General features: G+C 36.5%; 18 protein-coding genes. 9 read left to right on the forward strand and 9 right to left on the reverse strand.

Annotated elements, in window-relative coordinates; translation table 11 throughout:
* The first annotated feature begins 390 nt into the window (after positions 1-390).
* The 7 genes from ileS to trpS all read left to right on the forward strand — a co-directional run bounded on the left by ileS (position 391) and on the right by trpS (position 7,297).
* Entirely contained in the window at positions 391-3,786 is a 3,396-nt protein-coding gene (gene ileS / locus JNG87_RS17250) for an isoleucine--tRNA ligase (protein WP_202839911.1), read from the forward strand.
* Positions 3,787-3,844: 58 nt separating this feature from the next.
* A complete protein-coding gene (locus JNG87_RS17255; RefSeq protein WP_002983772.1) occupies positions 3,845-4,225 on the forward strand; it encodes a TraR/DksA family transcriptional regulator in 381 nt (126 codons plus the stop codon).
* Between the two features lie 78 nt (positions 4,226-4,303).
* Positions 4,304-4,555, forward strand: coding sequence for a DUF6576 domain-containing protein (locus tag JNG87_RS17260; protein WP_202839912.1), 252 nt, complete (start codon positions 4,304-4,306; stop codon positions 4,553-4,555).
* Between the two features lie 17 nt (positions 4,556-4,572).
* Positions 4,573-4,767: a DUF2683 family protein gene (locus JNG87_RS17265; protein ID WP_110009866.1), complete on the forward strand. Its 195-nt coding sequence runs from the start codon at positions 4,573-4,575 to the stop codon at positions 4,765-4,767.
* A complete protein-coding gene (locus tag JNG87_RS17270) occupies positions 4,767-5,408 on the forward strand; it encodes a lipoprotein signal peptidase (protein ID WP_110009867.1) in 642 nt (213 codons plus the stop codon). Before JNG87_RS17265 ends, JNG87_RS17270 begins: the two co-directional genes overlap by 1 nt.
* 15 nt (positions 5,409-5,423) lie before the next feature.
* Complete coding sequence (locus tag JNG87_RS17275) at positions 5,424-6,068, forward strand: vancomycin high temperature exclusion protein (protein WP_202839913.1); 645 nt, start codon at positions 5,424-5,426, stop codon at positions 6,066-6,068.
* A 260-nt stretch (positions 6,069-6,328) separates the two neighbouring features.
* Positions 6,329-7,297 (forward strand): tryptophan--tRNA ligase, encoded by a 969-nt coding sequence (trpS, locus tag JNG87_RS17280; protein ID WP_202839914.1) that lies wholly within the window; start codon positions 6,329-6,331, stop codon positions 7,295-7,297.
* A gap of 64 nt (positions 7,298-7,361) precedes the next feature.
* On the opposite strand, the gene JNG87_RS17285 is transcribed toward trpS, so the two are convergent.
* The 9 genes from JNG87_RS17285 to JNG87_RS17325 form a co-directional block, all read right to left on the reverse strand.
* Entirely contained in the window at positions 7,362-8,648 is a 1,287-nt protein-coding gene (locus JNG87_RS17285) for a sensor histidine kinase (RefSeq protein WP_202839915.1), read from the reverse strand.
* A complete protein-coding gene (locus tag JNG87_RS17290; RefSeq protein ID WP_202839917.1) occupies positions 8,648-9,319 on the reverse strand; it encodes a response regulator transcription factor in 672 nt (223 codons plus the stop codon). Before JNG87_RS17290 ends, JNG87_RS17285 begins: the two co-directional genes overlap by 1 nt.
* A gap of 447 nt (positions 9,320-9,766) precedes the next feature.
* Complete coding sequence (locus JNG87_RS17300; RefSeq protein ID WP_202839921.1) at positions 9,767-10,216, reverse strand: PepSY-like domain-containing protein; 450 nt, start codon at positions 10,214-10,216, stop codon at positions 9,767-9,769.
* A gap of 223 nt (positions 10,217-10,439) precedes the next feature.
* A complete protein-coding gene (locus tag JNG87_RS17305; RefSeq protein ID WP_202839923.1) occupies positions 10,440-11,135 on the reverse strand; it encodes a YjjG family noncanonical pyrimidine nucleotidase in 696 nt (231 codons plus the stop codon).
* 20 nt (positions 11,136-11,155) lie between these two features.
* Positions 11,156-11,290, reverse strand: coding sequence for a hypothetical protein (locus tag JNG87_RS21740; RefSeq protein WP_262510398.1), 135 nt, complete (start codon positions 11,288-11,290; stop codon positions 11,156-11,158).
* Positions 11,291-11,337: 47 nt separating this feature from the next.
* Positions 11,338-11,928, reverse strand: a complete 591-nt coding sequence (locus tag JNG87_RS17310; protein WP_110009874.1) for an RNA polymerase sigma factor — start codon at positions 11,926-11,928, stop codon at positions 11,338-11,340.
* 193 nt (positions 11,929-12,121) lie between these two features.
* Positions 12,122-12,613 (reverse strand): hypothetical protein, encoded by a 492-nt coding sequence (locus JNG87_RS17315; RefSeq protein WP_202839925.1) that lies wholly within the window; start codon positions 12,611-12,613, stop codon positions 12,122-12,124.
* Positions 12,614-12,697: 84 nt separating this feature from the next.
* Positions 12,698-13,978, reverse strand: a complete 1,281-nt coding sequence (gene metK / locus JNG87_RS17320) for a methionine adenosyltransferase (RefSeq protein WP_202839927.1) — start codon at positions 13,976-13,978, stop codon at positions 12,698-12,700.
* A gap of 235 nt (positions 13,979-14,213) precedes the next feature.
* On the reverse strand, positions 14,214-15,164 hold the full coding sequence (locus JNG87_RS17325) for a LysR substrate-binding domain-containing protein (RefSeq protein WP_047428937.1): 951 nt from the start codon (positions 15,162-15,164) through the stop codon (positions 14,214-14,216).
* Positions 15,165-15,295: 131 nt separating this feature from the next.
* On the opposite strand from JNG87_RS17325, the gene JNG87_RS17330 reads away from it, so the two are divergent.
* Both JNG87_RS17330 and JNG87_RS17335 read left to right on the forward strand, forming a co-directional pair.
* Entirely contained in the window at positions 15,296-16,783 is a 1,488-nt protein-coding gene (locus JNG87_RS17330) for a catalase (protein ID WP_202839929.1), read from the forward strand.
* Positions 16,784-16,888: 105 nt separating this feature from the next.
* Positions 16,889-17,656: an enoyl-CoA hydratase/isomerase family protein gene (locus JNG87_RS17335; protein ID WP_202839930.1), complete on the forward strand. Its 768-nt coding sequence runs from the start codon at positions 16,889-16,891 to the stop codon at positions 17,654-17,656.
* The last annotated feature ends 27 nt before the right edge of the window (positions 17,657-17,683 follow it).

The raw sequence follows: 17,683 nt of genomic DNA on the forward strand, positions 1-17,683 counted from the left end.
ATTTGGGTTTATACGTCTAATTAAATATACGAATTTTTAAGTTATGCTTATTTTTTTGACCGCAGATTTCACAGATTTTCACAGATGATTATGTTGTAGGTGTTGGCTAGAGCCGGTGGATTTGTTTTTATTATTTAAGGGGGTTTCCTTCGACTATGCTCAGGATAATTGTCCGCTCCTATTGAATAAATTGCATTAAATTTCACATCAAATACAACCCGAAAAATTCACTTATTGACCATTCACCATTCACTTTTTCTCACTTTCTCCATTTATATTTCTGAAATTGAACTTTTTAATAGAAATTACCTAAATAAAACATATATTATAAACCGACAAATTTTAGTAAATTTGCAGACTTAATTAATCAACGATATTGAGATATTTACAATGAGCCAATTTAAAGAATACAAAAACCTCAACCTTATTGACGTAGCAGAGAATGTAGCGGAATTTTGGAAACAAAATAAAACCTTCAATAAGAGTGTTGAGATTCGTCAGGGAAATCCTGAGTTTGTTTTTTACGAAGGTCCGCCTTCAGCAAACGGTATGCCTGGAATTCACCACGTAATGGCAAGAGCATTGAAAGATATTTTCTGCCGTTACCAGACTCAGAACGGAAAGCAGGTTTTCCGTAAAGCAGGCTGGGATACGCATGGTCTTCCTGTGGAACTGGGTGTAGAAAAAGAGTTAGGAATCACGAAAGAAGATATTGGCAAAAAAATCTCTATTGAAGACTATAACAAAGCATGTCGTGAAGCAGTAATGCGTTATACCGATGTATGGAATAACCTTACGGAGAAAATCGGATATTGGGTAGACCTTGATGATCCGTACATCACGTACAAGTCAAAATATATGGAAACCGTTTGGTGGTTGTTGAAGCAGTTGTATAGCAAAGATTTGTTGTACAAAGGCTACACCATCCAGCCTTACTCTCCAAAAGCAGGAACAGGACTTTCTTCTCACGAGCTGAATCAGCCCGGAACCTATCGTGATGTTTCGGACACAACGGTTGTGGCTCAGTTTAAAGTGAAAAAAGACTCTTCAGCATTATTCAATGATGTTGACGGAGATGTTCATATCCTTGCATGGACGACCACGCCATGGACACTTCCATCCAATACAGCTCTTACCGTAGGGAGAGATATTGAATATGTTTTAGTTAAAACTTTCAATCAATATACATTTGAACCTGTAACAGTAGTTTTATCCAGCGTTCTTTTACCTAAAGTTTTCGGTAAAAAATACGCAGAAGGTACAGATGAAGATTTTGCCAACTATACTCCGGAAACGAAAGTAATCCCTTTTAGAATACTAAAAGAATTTACAGGAGAAAAGCTTGTTGATACAAGATATGAGCAATTAGTTCCGTGGTTTACACCTAATGACAACCCTGAGAATGCATTCAGAGTAATCCTGGGAGATTTCGTAACAACTGAGGATGGTACAGGTATCGTTCACACAGCACCTACTTTTGGTGCCGATGATGCGAGAGTTGCTAAAATGGCTCAGCCTGAGGTTCCACCGATGTTGGTAAAAGATGAAAATGATAATCTTGTACCATTGGTAGATTTACAAGGGAAATTCATCAAAGGAGAAAATGTTCCTGAGGTATTCTCCGGAACTTATATCAAAAACGAATATTACGACGAAGGAACTGCTCCTGAGAAATCATGGGATGTAGAACTTGCCATCTTATTGAAAACGGAGAACAAGGCTTTCAAAGTAGAGAAATATGTTCACTCCTATCCACACTGCTGGAGAACAGATAAACCGGTATTGTATTACCCGTTGGATTCATGGTTTGTGAAAATGACTGCTGTAAAAGACAGACTGGTTAATTTAAACAAAGACATCAACTGGAAGCCAAAAGCTACGGGTGAAGGACGTTTTGCCAACTGGCTGGAAAATGTAAACGACTGGAACTTATCCCGTTCAAGATATTGGGGTATTCCATTGCCGATCTGGAGAACAGATGATCTGAAAGAAGAAAAAATCATAGGTTCTGTAGAAGAACTTTATAACGAAATCGAGAAATCAATTGCAGCAGGGCTGATGACTGAAAACCCGTTCAAAGGTTTCATCATCGGAAATATGTCAGAGTCTAACTATGAACTTGTGGATCTTCACAAAAACGTGGTTGACAAAGTGGTATTGGTTTCTGATTCAGGAAAAGCAATGAAGCGTGAAAGCGACCTGATCGACGTTTGGTTCGATTCAGGCTCTATGCCTTATGCCCAGTTGCATTATCCTTTTGAGAATAAAGAATTAATCGACAATAATAAAGCATTCCCGGCTGATTTTATCGCAGAAGGTGTTGACCAGACGCGTGGATGGTTCTATACGCTTCACGCAATCGGAACGGCTGTATTTGATTCAGTTGCTTATAAAAATGTAATGAGTAACGGTCTTGTTCTGGACAAGAACGGACAGAAGATGTCAAAACGTTTAGGAAATGCAGTAGATCCGTTTGAAACACTTGCTGTATACGGACCGGATGCTACGCGTTGGTATATGATCTCCAATGCCAACCCATGGGAAAACCTGAAGTTTGACATTGAAGGAATCGACGAAGTAAGAAGAAAGTTCTTCGGAACCCTTTACAATACCTATTCATTCTTCGCTTTGTATGCGAATGTGGATGGCTTCAACTATTCAGAAAAAGAAGTGGAAAACCGTCCGGAAATCGACAGATGGATCCTTTCTGAGCTTAATCTTCTGATCAAGGAGGTGAAAGCATTCTACGAAGATTATGAGCCGACAAGAGTAGCAAGAGCGATCAGTACTTTTGTGAACGATAACCTGAGTAACTGGTATGTAAGATTATGCAGAAGACGTTTCTGGAAAGGAGACTATTCTGATGACAAAATCTCCGCTTACCAGACTCTATACACCTGTCTTGAAGTAGTAGCAAAATTATCCGCTCCTATTGCTCCGTTCTTTATGGATCAGTTGTATCAGGATTTAAATAAAGTAACAGGTAAGGAAAATTGTGAATCTGTACATCTTACAGACTTCCCGGTGGTTGATGAAAGTTTAATCGATCAGGATCTGGTTGAAAAGACTCATTTGGCACAGAACATTACAAGTATGGTTTTCTCATTGAGAAAGAAAGAAAATGTAAAAGTTCGTCAGCCTTTACAAAAAGTATTGGTTCCTGTACTGGATGCTAAAACAGAAGAGCAGATTCTTGCGGTTGCAGATCTGATCAAGCAGGAGGTGAACGTGAAAGAATTACAGTTAATTAATGCTGAAGAAGCATCCCATTTAATTGTAAAACAGATAAAACCGAACTTCAAAGCACTTGGTCCTAAATTAGGAAAAGATATGAAGATGGTAGGTGCAGAGATTGCTAATCTTAGTGCAGAACAGATTGCCGGTCTTGAAAAAGAAGGAAGAATAGACGTTCAGGGATATGAGATCACTCTTGATGATGTGGAAATCTCTACAAAAGATATCCCGGGATGGACAGTTACTTCTGATGGAAAAACAACTGTGGCATTAGATTTGACGTTAACCGATGAGTTAAAATCTGAAGGGATCGCAAGAGAGTTTATCAACAGAATTCAGAACCTGCGAAAAGATAAAGACTTTGAACTGACAGACAGAATTTCAATCACATTGGAAGAAAGTTCTCCTTTCCTGAATGAGATTAAGAAAAATGAAGAATATATTTCTTCCGAAGTCTTGTCAAATAAAATAGAAATTGTATCTTCACTTTTAAATTTTAACGAAATCGAAATAGATGAGGTTAATTTTAAGATAAATGTTGAAAAAAATTAACCTGTAGTTATTATATTTCAAATTCCATTTCATAATTTTATTAAAAAAGAGAAAGAATATGTCAGACGAAAGAGTTAGATACAGCGATGCTGATTTACAGGAATTTAAAGCGATCATTAAAGAAAAAATAGAAAAAGCAGAAAAGGATCTTCAGCTTATCAGAGAAAGTTTTATCAATGACCAGAATAATGGTACTGATGATACGTCTCCTACTTTCAAAGCTTTTGAAGAAGGAGCAGAGACGTTGAGCAAAGAACAGAATTCTATTTTGGCAGGAAGACAGGAAAAATTCGTGCGTGATCTTAAAAATGCTTTGATCAGAATCGAAAATAAAACGTATGGTGTTTGCAGAGTAACAGGAAAGCTGATTCCTAAGGAAAGACTTTTAGCCGTTCCTCACGCTACGCTGAGCATCGAAGCGAAAAACATGCAAAAATAACCGTAAGGTTTGTAAAATAACATTGGGTTTATAACGTATTTACGGATACTTTATAAACCTAATTTTTAATGTATACCCATGAACGAATTATTAATTTTGGGAGTTATCATTGCCGTAGTTGTCATATTTTTCAACAGAGAATGGATCAAAAACAGATTCTTCCCTGATCAGAAAAAAAATTATAATTATACCATTGATGATCAATTCAATTCTGATAAACGCGAGCGGGAGAAAGAAATCGACAGACTTTTGAGTAAGATGGGCAAAAACGGAGTGAATGATTTGTCTGAGAAAGACAGAAAAAGGCTGGATGAATTGTCCAAAATGTAAAAAAATAAATATAAGAAATGGAATCTATCATAGTACATCCTAAAAATTCTATGGAGCTGAGTGCTCTGAAAAGTGTTCTGAAGGAAATGGGGATTAAATTTGAAAAAGCTCATGTAAAGAGCTCATTCAATGGACAGAAAGTAGTCAGGAAAGCAAGCGATAATAAAAATGTAAAGCCGGCATCAAAGCCCTCAAAACCTAAAGGACAGTAATGAAAAAGATCTTAGCAATAACATTTTTAGTGTTGTTCATTGACCAGGCTTCAAAAATTTATATCAAAACTCATTTTGAACTGAATGAGAGTATTCCTGTCATCAATGGTTTCTTTAACAAAACTTTTGTTGAAAATCCTGGAATGGCGTACGGATTCCATTTCGGAGGTATTATCGGAAAATATTTTCTGGTTATCTTAAGAGTATTCCTGATCGGAGGTATGATCTATATGTTCAGAAAATGGTTGAAAGAAGGAGCATCCAATTATCTTTTAGTTCCTATGGCGATTATTTTTGCAGGAGCTATCGGAAATCTTATCGATGGAATGTTCTACGGAATGATCTTCGACAGCGGAACTGTTTATGATGCCAGCACTGACCGTTGGATTGGCTATGGCGGCATTTCTAAAATCGTTCCTTTCGGGCACGGATATTCCACCTTTATGAAAGGATGTGTGGTAGATATGCTTCATTTTCCTGTAGTAGACTGGTACGTTCCTGACAGCTGGCCTTTGATCGGAGGAAAACATATTGAGTTCTTCAAATATATTTTCAATGTTGCCGATTCTGCTATTACAGTAGGGGCTGCTTTCTTATTAATATTCAGAAAAAAAGCTTTTCCAAACGGTTTGGAATTTTAAAAGATCTATTTTCAGATGAATAAAATAATCAAAAATATTATTAAATTTTTCCTGCTTCTTATGGTTGCAGGAATTATTTTTGTTGCCTGGGCAAATTACAGTATCAAAAAAGACAGTGCACCATTTGTTTCCAACAATATTGCTGATGTACCGGAATCAAAAACCGGCTTATTACTGGGAACCGGAAAACTTCTGAACAACGGAACCCCAAATGCTTATTTCTACAACAGAATTAAGGCTGCTGCCGATTTATACAAAAGCGGAAAAATACAATACATCATCGTTAGTGGTGACAATAGCACCAAAGATTATAATGAGCCCGAAGATATGCAGCTGGCATTGATGCAGCAAGGAGTTCATCATGATAAAATTATTTTAGACCATGCCGGATTCAGAACACTGGATTCTGTAATAAGAGCAAAAGACATTTTCGGTCAGACGAAACTGGTCATTATCTCCCAGAAATTCCATAATGAAAGAGCTGTTTTTCTGGCCAGAAAAAATGGAATGGATGCCTTTGGATATAACGCAGAGGATGTGAATAAGTATGCGGGCTTAAAAACCAATTTGAGAGAGTATCTGGCAAAAGCTAAAGCCTATTGGGATCTTCTTTTTGGTGTGGAACCGAAATTTGGAGGAGAGAAGATTGTGATTCCTTAATATTTTTCCCACTGATTGCACAGATTTTCACAGATGATTGTGTAGAAGGATAATAAAATTTTACCGATTGATAGGTTTTGGCTGAAGCCAATGGATGGATATTGAATTTTAAGCTGGCTGGGCTGAAGCCCACCCCTATTGAATTTTAATAACAACATCTTTTATCTTTTATCTTTTATCTTTTATCTTTTATCTTTCATTATTCCCGGCAAACCTCGTAAATTTGCTGTTCATTAATTTTTAATATAAATTGTAAACAAATGTCAAGAATTCTTACCGGCATTCAAGCCACCGGAACACCCCATCTTGGAAATTTATTAGGGGCCATTATTCCTGCGATCGAACTATCCAAGCAGGAAGGGAATGAATCATTTTTATTTATTGCGAATCTTCACACACTTACCCAGATAAAAGATGCGCAGACTTTAAGACAAAATACCTACGAGATTGCTGCGGCTTGGCTTGCTTGTGGACTGGATACTGAAAAAACATATTTCTACAGACAAAGTGATATCGCTGAAACCTGTGAACTTTCTTGGCATTTATCATGTTTTTTTCCTTATCAAAGATTAACATTGGCGCATTCATTTAAGGATAAGGCAGACAGGCTTCAGGATGTAAATGCAGGTTTGTTTACTTACCCTATTCTGATGGCTGCAGATATTTTATTGTATGACGCTGAAATTGTACCTGTAGGAAAAGATCAGCTACAGCATCTGGAATTTGCAAGAGATGTCGCTTCAAGATTTAACAACCAGATGGGTGAAATTCTTGTTCTTCCACAATCTGAACTTCAGGAGGACACTAAATATGTTCCCGGGACAGACGGACAGAAAATGTCAAAATCAAGAGGAAATATCATCAATATTTTCTTACCTGAAAAGGAGCTGAAAAAACAGGTGATGAGCATTGAATCAGATTCCAAGTCTTTAGAAGAGCCTAAGGATCCTGATACAGACAAAACATTCCAGATTTATCAGCTGATTGCTACCCCTGAGCAGACTGAAGAATTAAGAGCAAAATATCTTGCCGGAAACTTCGGATACGGACATGCTAAGAAAGAACTTCTGGATCTTATTCTGGTACGTTTTGAGAAGGAAAGAGAAACGTTCGCTTATTATATGAACAATCTCGATGAGCTTGAAGCAAAACTTCAGCAGGGAGCTGAGAAAACCAGACCTATTGCGCTGGAAACACTGAAAAGAGTAAGAGCAAGCTTAGGATTTTAATCTGAGTTTTAAACATAAGAAAGCCTTTCGTCTGAAAGGCTTTTTCTATTGATATAAAGTATTATTAATGGGCATTATTCTTTGTCAGGATAAAGTAATGCATCTGATCCCCATATTCATAATTAATGTCCCAACCCGGATATTGTTTGATAATGGTTTTGATGATAGACAGCCCTAATCCTGTAGAAGTATGATCTGAACCCTGTTTATAGAAACGGTTAAAGATTCTGGATTTATCTAAAGGTTCAGCACTTCCGCTGTTTTGAAATGTTATCCGGTTATTTTCCACGATAATGTTTAAAATTCCTTCCTGATGGTTATATTTAACTGCATTTTTAAGAAGGTTGGATAAAAGAATATCTGCCAGATCCTGATTAAAATCTGCTATAAACTGTCCTTTCTCAATAACAGAGACCTCAATTTTTTTAAATGCAATGAAGTCTTCATAATTCTGTACCAGCTGAGTGATCATTCTGTTAAAATCAACGTCTGATGTTTTATTAAACTGGCTGTTTTCAATCCTGGAAAGCATGAGTAAGGATTTATTCAGTCCAACCATTCTTCTCAGGTCGTTTTTCACTTCAGTAAGAAAGTTGAGATTCTTTTTATCAAGATCATCATTCTGAATCATAAGATCAATTTTATTGATCACGATAGCCAAAGGGGTTTGAAGTTCATGAGACGCGTTTTCAATAAACTGTTTCTGCTGATAGAAAACCAGTTCATTACGTTCAATCATTTCATTGATTTCTACATTTAATTCTTCAAACTCGGTGATCTTATAGCTCTGTTTTTCCTGGGAAAAAGGAATTCCAAACTGATATTTTTTAAGTTTATCCAATATCTGATAGAACGGTCTCATCGCCTTATTAAGAAGATATCCGTTTACAGCAACAATACTAATTACCAAAAGGATATAAAGTACGATTAAGGCTGTTGTGAGATCGTATATCAATTCGTCCTCTTCTACCGTTGAAGTCCTGATAACAAGCCGCTGATGCCCTTTGAACTGATCAATAAAGTCGGCTTCCAAAACCCTGTAAGGCTGGTCTTTATCATCATACTCCATATAGTACATCTTATTGTACAGCCTGCTTTTATTCTGATAATCTCCGGCTTTGATGGGATTGATTTTAAATTCATTGAATCCAAATTCATTATTCTTCAACAACTGAGGATTAAGATAAACAGCTTTAATAATCTGTATTTTCCTATCTCTTAAACCATCATCTACATTATCGTGTACTTCATCCAGAATGTAGGCATAAAAAAGACCCGCCCATACTGCTATAATCAGCAGCAGGATCATGATCAGGTATTTTATCGTGTAATATTTTAATGAAATTTTCATCACATCAATTTGTATCCTATTCCGTACACCGCCTGGAAATCGGCCTCTGCATGGAGAATTTTCAGTTTTTTACGAAGATTTTTAATCTGGGAATAAATAAAATCCAGACTATCTGCCTGATCGATATAATCTCCCCAGATGGCTTCTGCAAGCGTTGTTTTTTGTAAGGTTTTTTCAGGATGTATCACAAAATAATACAAAAGGTCATATTCTTTGCGGTTAAGAACAAGCTCTTCATTGCCTACTTTCACCGTTCTGTTCTCCGGATCAATGCTGATATTTTTGTAGCGGATGATATTTTCACCATCCTGATTTTTCCTTCTGATCACAGACCTGATTCTTGCCATCAATTCCGCAAGGTGGAAAGGTTTTGCAAGATAATCATCGGCTCCTATTTCCAGCCCGGCCACCTTATCATCTACAGAGTCTTTGGCAGAAAGGATGATCACAGGATCTTTTTTGTGCATTTTTTTGATCTCTTTCAGCAGATCGATTCCATTTCCATCAGGCAGCATGATATCCAGCAAAATACAGTCGTATTCGTAAGAAATAATTTTTTCCAGTCCGCCACTGTAATTTTCTGCATACTCTACAATGAAGTGTTCTGCCTCCAGAAATTTCTGCACGGTATCTTTCAGTTCGGGTTCATCTTCTACTATTAAAATCTTCATATTCCGGATCTATATGCTCTGCTGCATGGTTTACTTATATCAAATATAGGAAATTATAAGGAGGAAGCCTTAGATAGAGATACCCATCTGAAAGTCTACGATAATATCATCAGTATAAGGGTGATATGGTAAATTACCGATAAGAAATCTATAAAATGGAAATGCTCTCTGCCTCCTTCCTTCAGGTTCTTTTTCATGAATCATCTAATTTGATTTCACATGCCGGCCGTCTGCATCAAAAACAAGACACAGACCATTCATTAAATGAATTTTATAGGCACTGTATTTTTTTTCAATAGATTCAATGATGCTGCAAGGATGATTCCTTGTCATAAATGAAACCATATTCTTTCTAATCTGAGCAGAAGAAATCTTTCTTCCATTGCTGTTTATTACATTCCAGTTGACCATAGTAACTAATAGTGAGTGTTGGTATTCGGTTAAATGTTAATCATCGATTTTTTTAAAATTTCCGTTTCGGTCAAATTCAAGCTCCAGTCCATTGGAAAGTTCTGCCTTATAAGACCATCTTTTCTTTTCGATCTTGATGATGTAAGTATTGGGAAAATTTTTTGTGCTGTAATTTTTGATCGACGCAGGGATGAAACCATATGGAATTTTCTGGTGTTTACCATCCACTTCTTTCCAGTTTCCGCTGCTGTCGAACTCCATTTTCATTCCATTAGTCAGATATACTTTGTATTCATCTACTCCGTAAATTTCTCTGTCTTCTATTGCAGAGTTTACAGGGATGCCTTTAAAATGTACTGCAAGAAAGGTTTTGGCTGTCTTTGGTAACTGATTTGCTGTGATTGCTCTGTCTTGTGCGGAAACTAAGCCTCCGATTAATAAAAAAATAATCATTAATACTCCGGTGATTTTCTTTACATTTTTCATACGATTTAATTTTTTCTGTTAGTATTATATAGCAAAGTTGCCAATCAATTTGGGAAAGAATTGGGAAAAATGATTTCGGTAAAAAATAAATGCGGCAAAGTTTGGATTTAACCACAGATGATCACAGATGTCTGCGTTGATTTTTTAGAAAATATTAAAAAACGAAAAAGCCATTAAGATGATCTCAATGGCTTTTATAGTATAGACTTTATTATCTTTTATTTTATAAGTATTCCTTAATCTGCTGAAGATGAGTAATGGCTTTTAAACCTTCCTTCTGTTTATCTTCCTTATATACATCAAAGAAAATAGCATCCATTCCGAAGTCTGTTGCTCCCATGGCATCTGCAATCCAGTCGTCACCAATCAGGATACTTTCTTCTTTTCTGGCTTCAGAAAGTCCCAGCGAGTATTCAAAAATCCTTGGATTAGGCTTTCTCACTCCCACGGCATCTGCACTGGTAATTGTTGTAAAATAAGGAGCGATTCCGGAAAGCGTACATTTTCTTTCCGTCACTTCCTGAAACCCATTGGAAATAATGTGTAATGTATAGTTTTTAGCTTTCAGATATTCCAGAACATCCTCTGCTCCTTCTACCAGTTCGTTATGGCTCACAATATTATCCAGGAAATGTTCTTCAAAATAAAGGGCAAGCTCTTTATTATCGATTCCGAAATGTTTGAATGAATCATAAAAACGGTGTTCTCTCAGATACTCTTTGCCAATAATCCCGTCCCTGATCTTTTCCCACAAATCTTCGTTGATGTCGTGATACACAGAATGAAACTCTTCAAAGTTAATATGATACTTTAAAGTAATTTCCTGTTTTTCAAAAAGATCTTTGATGGTGAGATAGGCATTTCTGCGATGATCCCAGAGTGTATTATCCAGGTCAAAAAAAACGTGCTGCATTTTCATACAGCACAAAGTTAATAATTTTAATTTTTTGTAATAGGATAATTTTTGCTCTTGCTTTTCACAATCTCAAGGCTTTTAGAAAAATTCAGCAAAAAATCAATTGTTTGTTTCTTAGGTTTCAAAGTTTTCACTTTTAAAGAATCATTTTTTTTCATAGGCGAAGTATGTTTTCTTTAAAACGTGAAATTTTCTGAAATATTATTTATCTCGTTAATATTATATTATTTTCGTCCATGATTTTTCTCAGGTTGATCAGTGCATATCGTACTCTTCCTAAAGTTGTATTAATACTCATCTCTGTATGATCTGCAATTTCTTTGAAGCTTAAACCATCGAAAAACCTCAGTTTGATTACTTCCTGTTGATTTTGCGGCAAAAACTGCAGCATCCTCAGAAGATCCTCCTGAATCTGATTGGTTACCAGCTGATCTTCAATATTTTCTGACGGTTCTCTGATTAAATCAAAAATAGAATATTCATCAGTTTCAAAAGTAGTTTCCGAAACTTTGATATTCTTTGCTTTTGATCTGAAATGATCGATGATTAAATTGTGAGAAATTCTTTTCGCCCAAAGAATAAATTTACCTTCTTCATTATAGCGTCCTTCTTTTAGCATCACAATGATTTTCATGAATGTATCCTGAAAGATATCATTGGCCAAATCTTCATCATTAATTTTGTAAAAAATGAATGTAAAAAGCTCTCTCTGATGTCGGTGTATGAGGGTTGACAAGGCCGCCTCATCACCTTTCTGGTAAAGGGAAATTAGTAAACTATCCGATTTTGATTTCATAACTCTTCTCAATATAAATATTTGCAGACAGGTATTCCTCCAGATATTTCTTCTGGCCTTTGCTGTGTAAACAAAACAGTTCTAGAGTAGAGTCTCTTCTATAGGCGGTACAAATTATTATGATGTAAATATAATAATTTTTTAATAACTGTTAACCTATTATTAAATTTTATAGAGAAAAATCTAAAAAAAATCATTTAAACATATCATGAATGAATACGGTAGGAATATTTAATGTAAAATTAATATTAAGCCCTTTCATCTCTTTTCCGTTCAGACGGGTATCTCCAACAGGAAAAGCATATCCTCCGGTGAGATCCAGCATCCCGAATAAGGTAACTCCTATTTTAGGAGCAATATATTTATTGGTTCCTTCAACGCCTGCCAAAAAGTAATAAGAGTGATAAAAATCCACATTTTTTTCAAAATTAAGAAGTACATCTGCCTGCAGTTTCGGCATAACAGCAAATTTGGAATCCACAGATCCCATCATGGCAGAACCTCCCAATCTGTAAATTACATCATCATTTTTAAGAAAAAGTAATTTCCCTCCTACTTCACCAAAACTTTGATTCTGGTAAGTATACCCGACACTGATCATTTTATGCATGGTATATTGAGCTTTTACTAATGTACTTAGCAAAAACAGAGACAGGGCGGCAACTACAGTTCTAAAATTCATCATCTTTCTATATTATTAAGGTGTAAAATTAAAAAAAACTGCCTTATCCAAAGATAAAGCAGTTCATTATTATTCTTTAAAGAGAAATTAAATTCCAAAAGCGGCTTTAATTTCCTCTACTTTGTCAAGTTTCTCCCAGGTAAAGAACTCAAGATCTTTTAACGTAATCTCATTCTTATGACCTTTATTAAAAGTTTTATCAGCTACATAATGCTCTTTACCCATGTGCCCGTAAGAAGCTGTTTCCTGATAAATAGGGTTCCTTAATTTTAAGTTCTGCTCAATAGCATAAGGTCTTAAATCGAAAATAGCAGAAACTTTTTTCGCGATTTCCCCATCATGAAGGTCCACTTTTGCAGTTCCGTAAGTATTGATATATAAACCACAAGGCTCAGCTACTCCAATAGCATAAGAAACCTGTACCAGAACTTCATCCGCTACTCCTGCCGCCACCAGGTTTTTAGCAATATGCCTTGTTGCATACGCAGCACTTCTGTCTACTTTAGAAGGATCTTTTCCAGAGAAAGCACCACCACCGTGAGCTCCTTTACCACCGTAAGTATCTACGATGATTTTTCTCCCTGTAAGGCCGGTATCTCCGTGAGGTCCTCCGATTACAAATTTCCCTGTAGGATTGATGTGATATTTGATCTGATCGTTGAATAAAGCTTTGATTTCTTCAGTTTGCTGTGCAACAACTCTTGGAACCAGAATATTTTTAATATCCTCACGAATCTTGTTCAACATTTCTTCTTCCGTACCAAAATCATCGTGCTGAGTAGAAACTACAATAGAATCAATTCTGATAGGCTTATGATCATCAGAATACTCAATCGTTACCTGGCTTTTTGCATCCGGACGAAGATAAGTGATCTCCTTATTTTCTCTTCTGATAGCAGAAAGTTCTTTAAGGATCGTGTGGGCAAGATCCAGTGCAAGCGGCATATAATTAGCCGTTTCATTAGTGGCATACCCGAACATCATTCCCTGGTCTCCGGCGCCCTGTGCATTTGCTTTAGCTTCAAAAGACTCATCATTTACGGCTCTGTCAACACCCTGGTTGATATCTGGCGACTGTTCATGGATTGCAGAAATAACTCCACACGAGTCTCCATTGAACATATATTCTCCTTTTGTATATCCGATACCGTTGATTACTTCTCTGGCAATAGTCTGTACATCAAGGTAAGCATCTGATTTTACTTCTCCTGCCAATACCACCTGTCCGGTAGTTACAAGAGTTTCACATGCTACTTTTGAATCTTTATCATATGCTAAGAAATGGTCGATTAATGCATCGGAAATTTGGTCGGCAATTTTATCCGGATGTCCTTCTGAAACTGATTCAGATGTAAATAAATAAGACATATAATTCTTTTGTTTTTAAAGATTTAAAATAGTGTTTGCGAAAAATATGAATGAAATTGCCCAGAAAAAAGAATACTGTTTTAGCATTTTTTTATAGAGGTTGCAATCAGGTCAAATTTTTCCTCGTAATAAACGTCAGCAAATTTAAGTACTATTTTCCTAATACTCAAAAATTTTGTTTACTAATTACAATTTTATTTAAATTGATGATTTCTATCACTTTAAAGCATTTCGATTACTGAGGCTTAATGCTTACAAATTCTTTCGGACTTTCGTGGTAATTCAGCTTAAGCTCTAAAGAAGTTTTGATAGAATGTGACAATTCATCAATAATCTTTTGCTTAAATGTAGGTTTATAATAAATAATACTGATTTCTCTGTAAGGGAAAGGTTTTTTGAATCTGAAAACATTTTTCTTCTGCTCTTCTGAAAGCTGGCTCAGTGCCAGTTCCGGCAGAATACTGATTCCCCCTACTTTATCAACCATGTGTACCAGAGTCTGGATATTGGAAGCCAGGAAATCCAGATTTTTAGGCTTCAGGGTATTTTCTTTCAGGTGGCAGATATTTTCGAACTGATTTCTCAGGCAGTTTCCTTCTTCAAGAAGCCATACTTTCTCCACATTCAGATCTTCCGGAATGATGTAAGAATTCTTTTTATTAGCCTCTGTATTGGAGCTGTAAATCATCAATTCCTCGTTGAACAGGAAATCCTGATAAAACTCGTCAGCCGTATCATAAGGAGTAGAGATAATTCCCGCATCCAGTTCTCCTGCTTTCAAAGCTTTAATAATATTATCAGTTGTCATTTCTTTTACATTCATCTGAATTTTCGGATTATCTTCAAGGAATTTGAAAATCTCCGTTGGCAGGATGAAAGAAGAAACGGTAGGAATGATTCCCAGATTGATGGTACCTCCTAAAATATTGTTCAAAAGGTTGGCTTTGTTTTTCAGCTCATTGACAGACTCGATAATTACCTTTGCCTGGTCAATAATCTGAAGACCTACATCCGTGGTACGGATCGGGTGGGTAGTTCTGTCGAAAACCTTTACATCCAGTTCATCCTCAAATTTCTGTATCATGGCACTTAACGTAGGTTGGGTAATAAAACACGCCTGAGCGGCCTTACCAAAATGTTTATACTTATCTACAGCGATAAGATACTCCAGTTGCTGAATGTTCATTTGATTAATATTATCTATTACAAAGATATAACGTTTTTGCTATTAGCAATTAAAAATTCAAGTAAATTTGATATTCATTACCTTTACACTGGATTTAGGAAAAAGAAACAATTATTCAAATCATCAATTATATGGATTCTAAAAAATTAACGTTAAGTAACGGCGCACCTTATTTTGAACATCAGGATTCACAGACGGTAGGACCAAGAGGCCCGGTATTGCTGCAGGACTTTATTCTTCAGGAGAATCTTGCGCATTTCGTTAGGGAAAGAATTCCTGAAAGGATTGTGCATGCCAAAGGAAGCGGAGCGTACGGAACATTCACCGTAACGCATGATATCAGCCAGTACACGAAAGCTAAACTGTTTTCAAAAGTAGGAAACTCGTGCAGAATGTTCGCAAGATTTTCCACGGTGGGAGGCGAAAAAGGAAGCGCGGATACGGCAAGGGATCCAAGAGGTTTTGCCTTAAAATTTTATACTGAAGACGGAAACTGGGATCTTGTAGGAAACAATACGCCCGTATTCTTTATTAAGGATGCAAAAAAATTCCCGGATTTTATTCATACTCAGAAAAGAGTCCCGAAAACCAATTTAAAAAGCGCCACGATGATGTGGGATTTCTGGAGCTTAAATCCGGAGTCGCTTCATCAGGTTCTGATATTGATGTCAGACAGAGGAACTCCATATGGTTACAGACATATGCATGGTTTCGGATCTCATACATTCTCCATGATCAATGATAAAAATGAAAGGGTGTGGGTGAAATTCCATTTTAAAACAAAACAAGGCGTCAAAAATTTCACGGATGAAGAAGCCGTAAAAATGGCAGGAGAAAACCCTGATTTTGCTCAGGAAGATCTTTGCAATGCCATTGAAAATGGGGATTTCCCTAAATGGACGATGTACATTCAGGTGATGACAGAAGAACAGGCAAAAGATTTCAGATGGAATCCGTTTGATGTGACCAAAGTATGGTTCCATGATGATTTCCCTCTGATTGAGGTAGGAGAAATGGAGCTTAACGAAATACCTGTTAATTATTTCGCCCATGTGGAACAGTCTACTTTTTCACCTAGCAGCTTAGTTAACGGAATCAGCTTCTCTCCTGATAAAATGCTTCAGGGAAGATTATTCTCCTATCCTGATGCGCACCGTTACAGAGTAGGTGTCAATGCTCATCAGCTGGAAGTGAACAGATGTCCTTTTGCTGTCAACAATTACCAAAGAGACGGTTTTATGGCAGATTCAAGCCACTATCAGGACAAACCGAATTATCATCCGAACAGTTTTGATGACATCAAGCCGGATTCATCTTATAAAAACTACGAATACGAGCTGGACAGTGCTCATGTTGCCAGCTACAACAGAAATGACAACGACAGTGATCACTATACCCAACCGGGACTGTTGTATTCAAAAGCAATGGATGCTGAGGACAGAGATCATTTGATCAAAAATATTGTAGGCAGCATGAATGGTATCACAGGGCCAAAAAGAGATGAGATTATCAACCGGCAGTTATGTCACTTTTTCCGCGCCAACATTGAGCTTGGCATGAAAGTGGCTTCTCAACTAAATGTCAATATTGATGCAAATATGATGAATCATTCCAAATAATCATATTGAATGATAAATTAAAAAAAAGGAAAAAAAAATAATATTTTTTCCTTTTTTTTGTAAAAAATTCATAATTTGCAAAGGATGATATTTTAAAGTGGAAAAATGAGTTACGAGAACATATTATTAAAAAAAGAAGATAAATTATCTATCATTACCATAAACAGACCTGAGAGTTTAAATGCTTTAAATGCAAAAACAATTCAGGAAATCAGCACCGCACTGGATGAGCTTAACACTGACACTTCATGCAGAGTCATTATCCTTACCGGAAGTGGAGAAAAATCTTTTGTAGCAGGCGCTGATATCAAGGAATTCAGTGAATTCGGACAGGAAAAAGCTGAAGAACTTGCAAGAAACGGACAAAATACATTGTTCAACAAAATTGAAAACATGTCTAAACCTGTCATTGCAGCCGTAAACGGTTTTGCATTAGGAGGAGGTTTGGAGCTTGCTATGGCATGCCACATCAGATATGCATCGGAAAACGCCAGATTAGGACTTCCTGAAGTAACACTTGGATTGATTCCGGGATATGGAGGAACTCAGAGGCTTCCCAAGCTTGTAGGAAAAGGTATTGCCAACGAAATGATCTTCTCTGCCAAAATGATCCCTGCTCAAAAAGCAAAAGAGATCGGACTGGTGAACGAAGTTTACCCTATTGAAGAATTATTAACCAAAACGAGAGAATTAGCAAACACGATTGCCTACAATTCACCAATGGCAATATCGAAGGCTATAAACGCCGTGAATTTATCTGACACGGAGAAAGGTTTTGAAACTGAAATCAAATATTTCGGGGAACTTTTTGAAATGGAAGATAAGAAAGAAGGAGTTACTGCGTTTCTAGAGAAGAGAAAACCTAACTTCTAAATCTTTCTAAAAGATTTTAATCCAAAT

The sequence above is a fragment of the Chryseobacterium cucumeris genome (genome assembly GCF_016775705.1).
Lineage (GTDB): Bacteria > Bacteroidota > Bacteroidia > Flavobacteriales > Weeksellaceae > Chryseobacterium > Chryseobacterium cupriresistens.

Coding starts and splice junctions, on each gene's coding strand:
- JNG87_RS17275 (WP_202839913.1), top strand. CDS start 5,424: ATGAATAAAATAATCAAAAATATTATTAAATTTTTCCTGCTTCTTATG.
- JNG87_RS17265 (WP_110009866.1), top strand. CDS start 4,573: ATGGAATCTATCATAGTACATCCTAAAAATTCTATGGAGCTGAGTGCT.
- metK (WP_202839927.1), bottom strand. CDS start 13,978: ATGTCTTATTTATTTACATCTGAATCAGTTTCAGAAGGACATCCGGAT.
- JNG87_RS17285 (WP_202839915.1), bottom strand. CDS start 8,648: ATGAAAATTTCATTAAAATATTACACGATAAAATACCTGATCATGATC.
- JNG87_RS17305 (WP_202839923.1), bottom strand. CDS start 11,135: ATGAAAATGCAGCACGTTTTTTTTGACCTGGATAATACACTCTGGGAT.
- ileS (WP_202839911.1), top strand. CDS start 391: ATGAGCCAATTTAAAGAATACAAAAACCTCAACCTTATTGACGTAGCA.
- JNG87_RS17290 (WP_202839917.1), bottom strand. CDS start 9,319: ATGAAGATTTTAATAGTAGAAGATGAACCCGAACTGAAAGATACCGTG.
- JNG87_RS17325 (WP_047428937.1), bottom strand. CDS start 15,164: ATGAACATTCAGCAACTGGAGTATCTTATCGCTGTAGATAAGTATAAA.
- JNG87_RS17335 (WP_202839930.1), top strand. CDS start 16,889: ATGAGTTACGAGAACATATTATTAAAAAAAGAAGATAAATTATCTATC.
- JNG87_RS17315 (WP_202839925.1), bottom strand. CDS start 12,613: ATGATGAATTTTAGAACTGTAGTTGCCGCCCTGTCTCTGTTTTTGCTA.
- JNG87_RS17260 (WP_202839912.1), top strand. CDS start 4,304: ATGAACGAATTATTAATTTTGGGAGTTATCATTGCCGTAGTTGTCATA.
- JNG87_RS17300 (WP_202839921.1), bottom strand. CDS start 10,216: ATGAAAAATGTAAAGAAAATCACCGGAGTATTAATGATTATTTTTTTA.
- JNG87_RS17270 (WP_110009867.1), top strand. CDS start 4,767: ATGAAAAAGATCTTAGCAATAACATTTTTAGTGTTGTTCATTGACCAG.
- JNG87_RS17255 (WP_002983772.1), top strand. CDS start 3,845: ATGTCAGACGAAAGAGTTAGATACAGCGATGCTGATTTACAGGAATTT.
- JNG87_RS17310 (WP_110009874.1), bottom strand. CDS start 11,928: ATGAAATCAAAATCGGATAGTTTACTAATTTCCCTTTACCAGAAAGGT.
- JNG87_RS21740 (WP_262510398.1), bottom strand. CDS start 11,290: ATGAAAAAAAATGATTCTTTAAAAGTGAAAACTTTGAAACCTAAGAAA.
- trpS (WP_202839914.1), top strand. CDS start 6,329: ATGTCAAGAATTCTTACCGGCATTCAAGCCACCGGAACACCCCATCTT.
- JNG87_RS17330 (WP_202839929.1), top strand. CDS start 15,296: ATGGATTCTAAAAAATTAACGTTAAGTAACGGCGCACCTTATTTTGAA.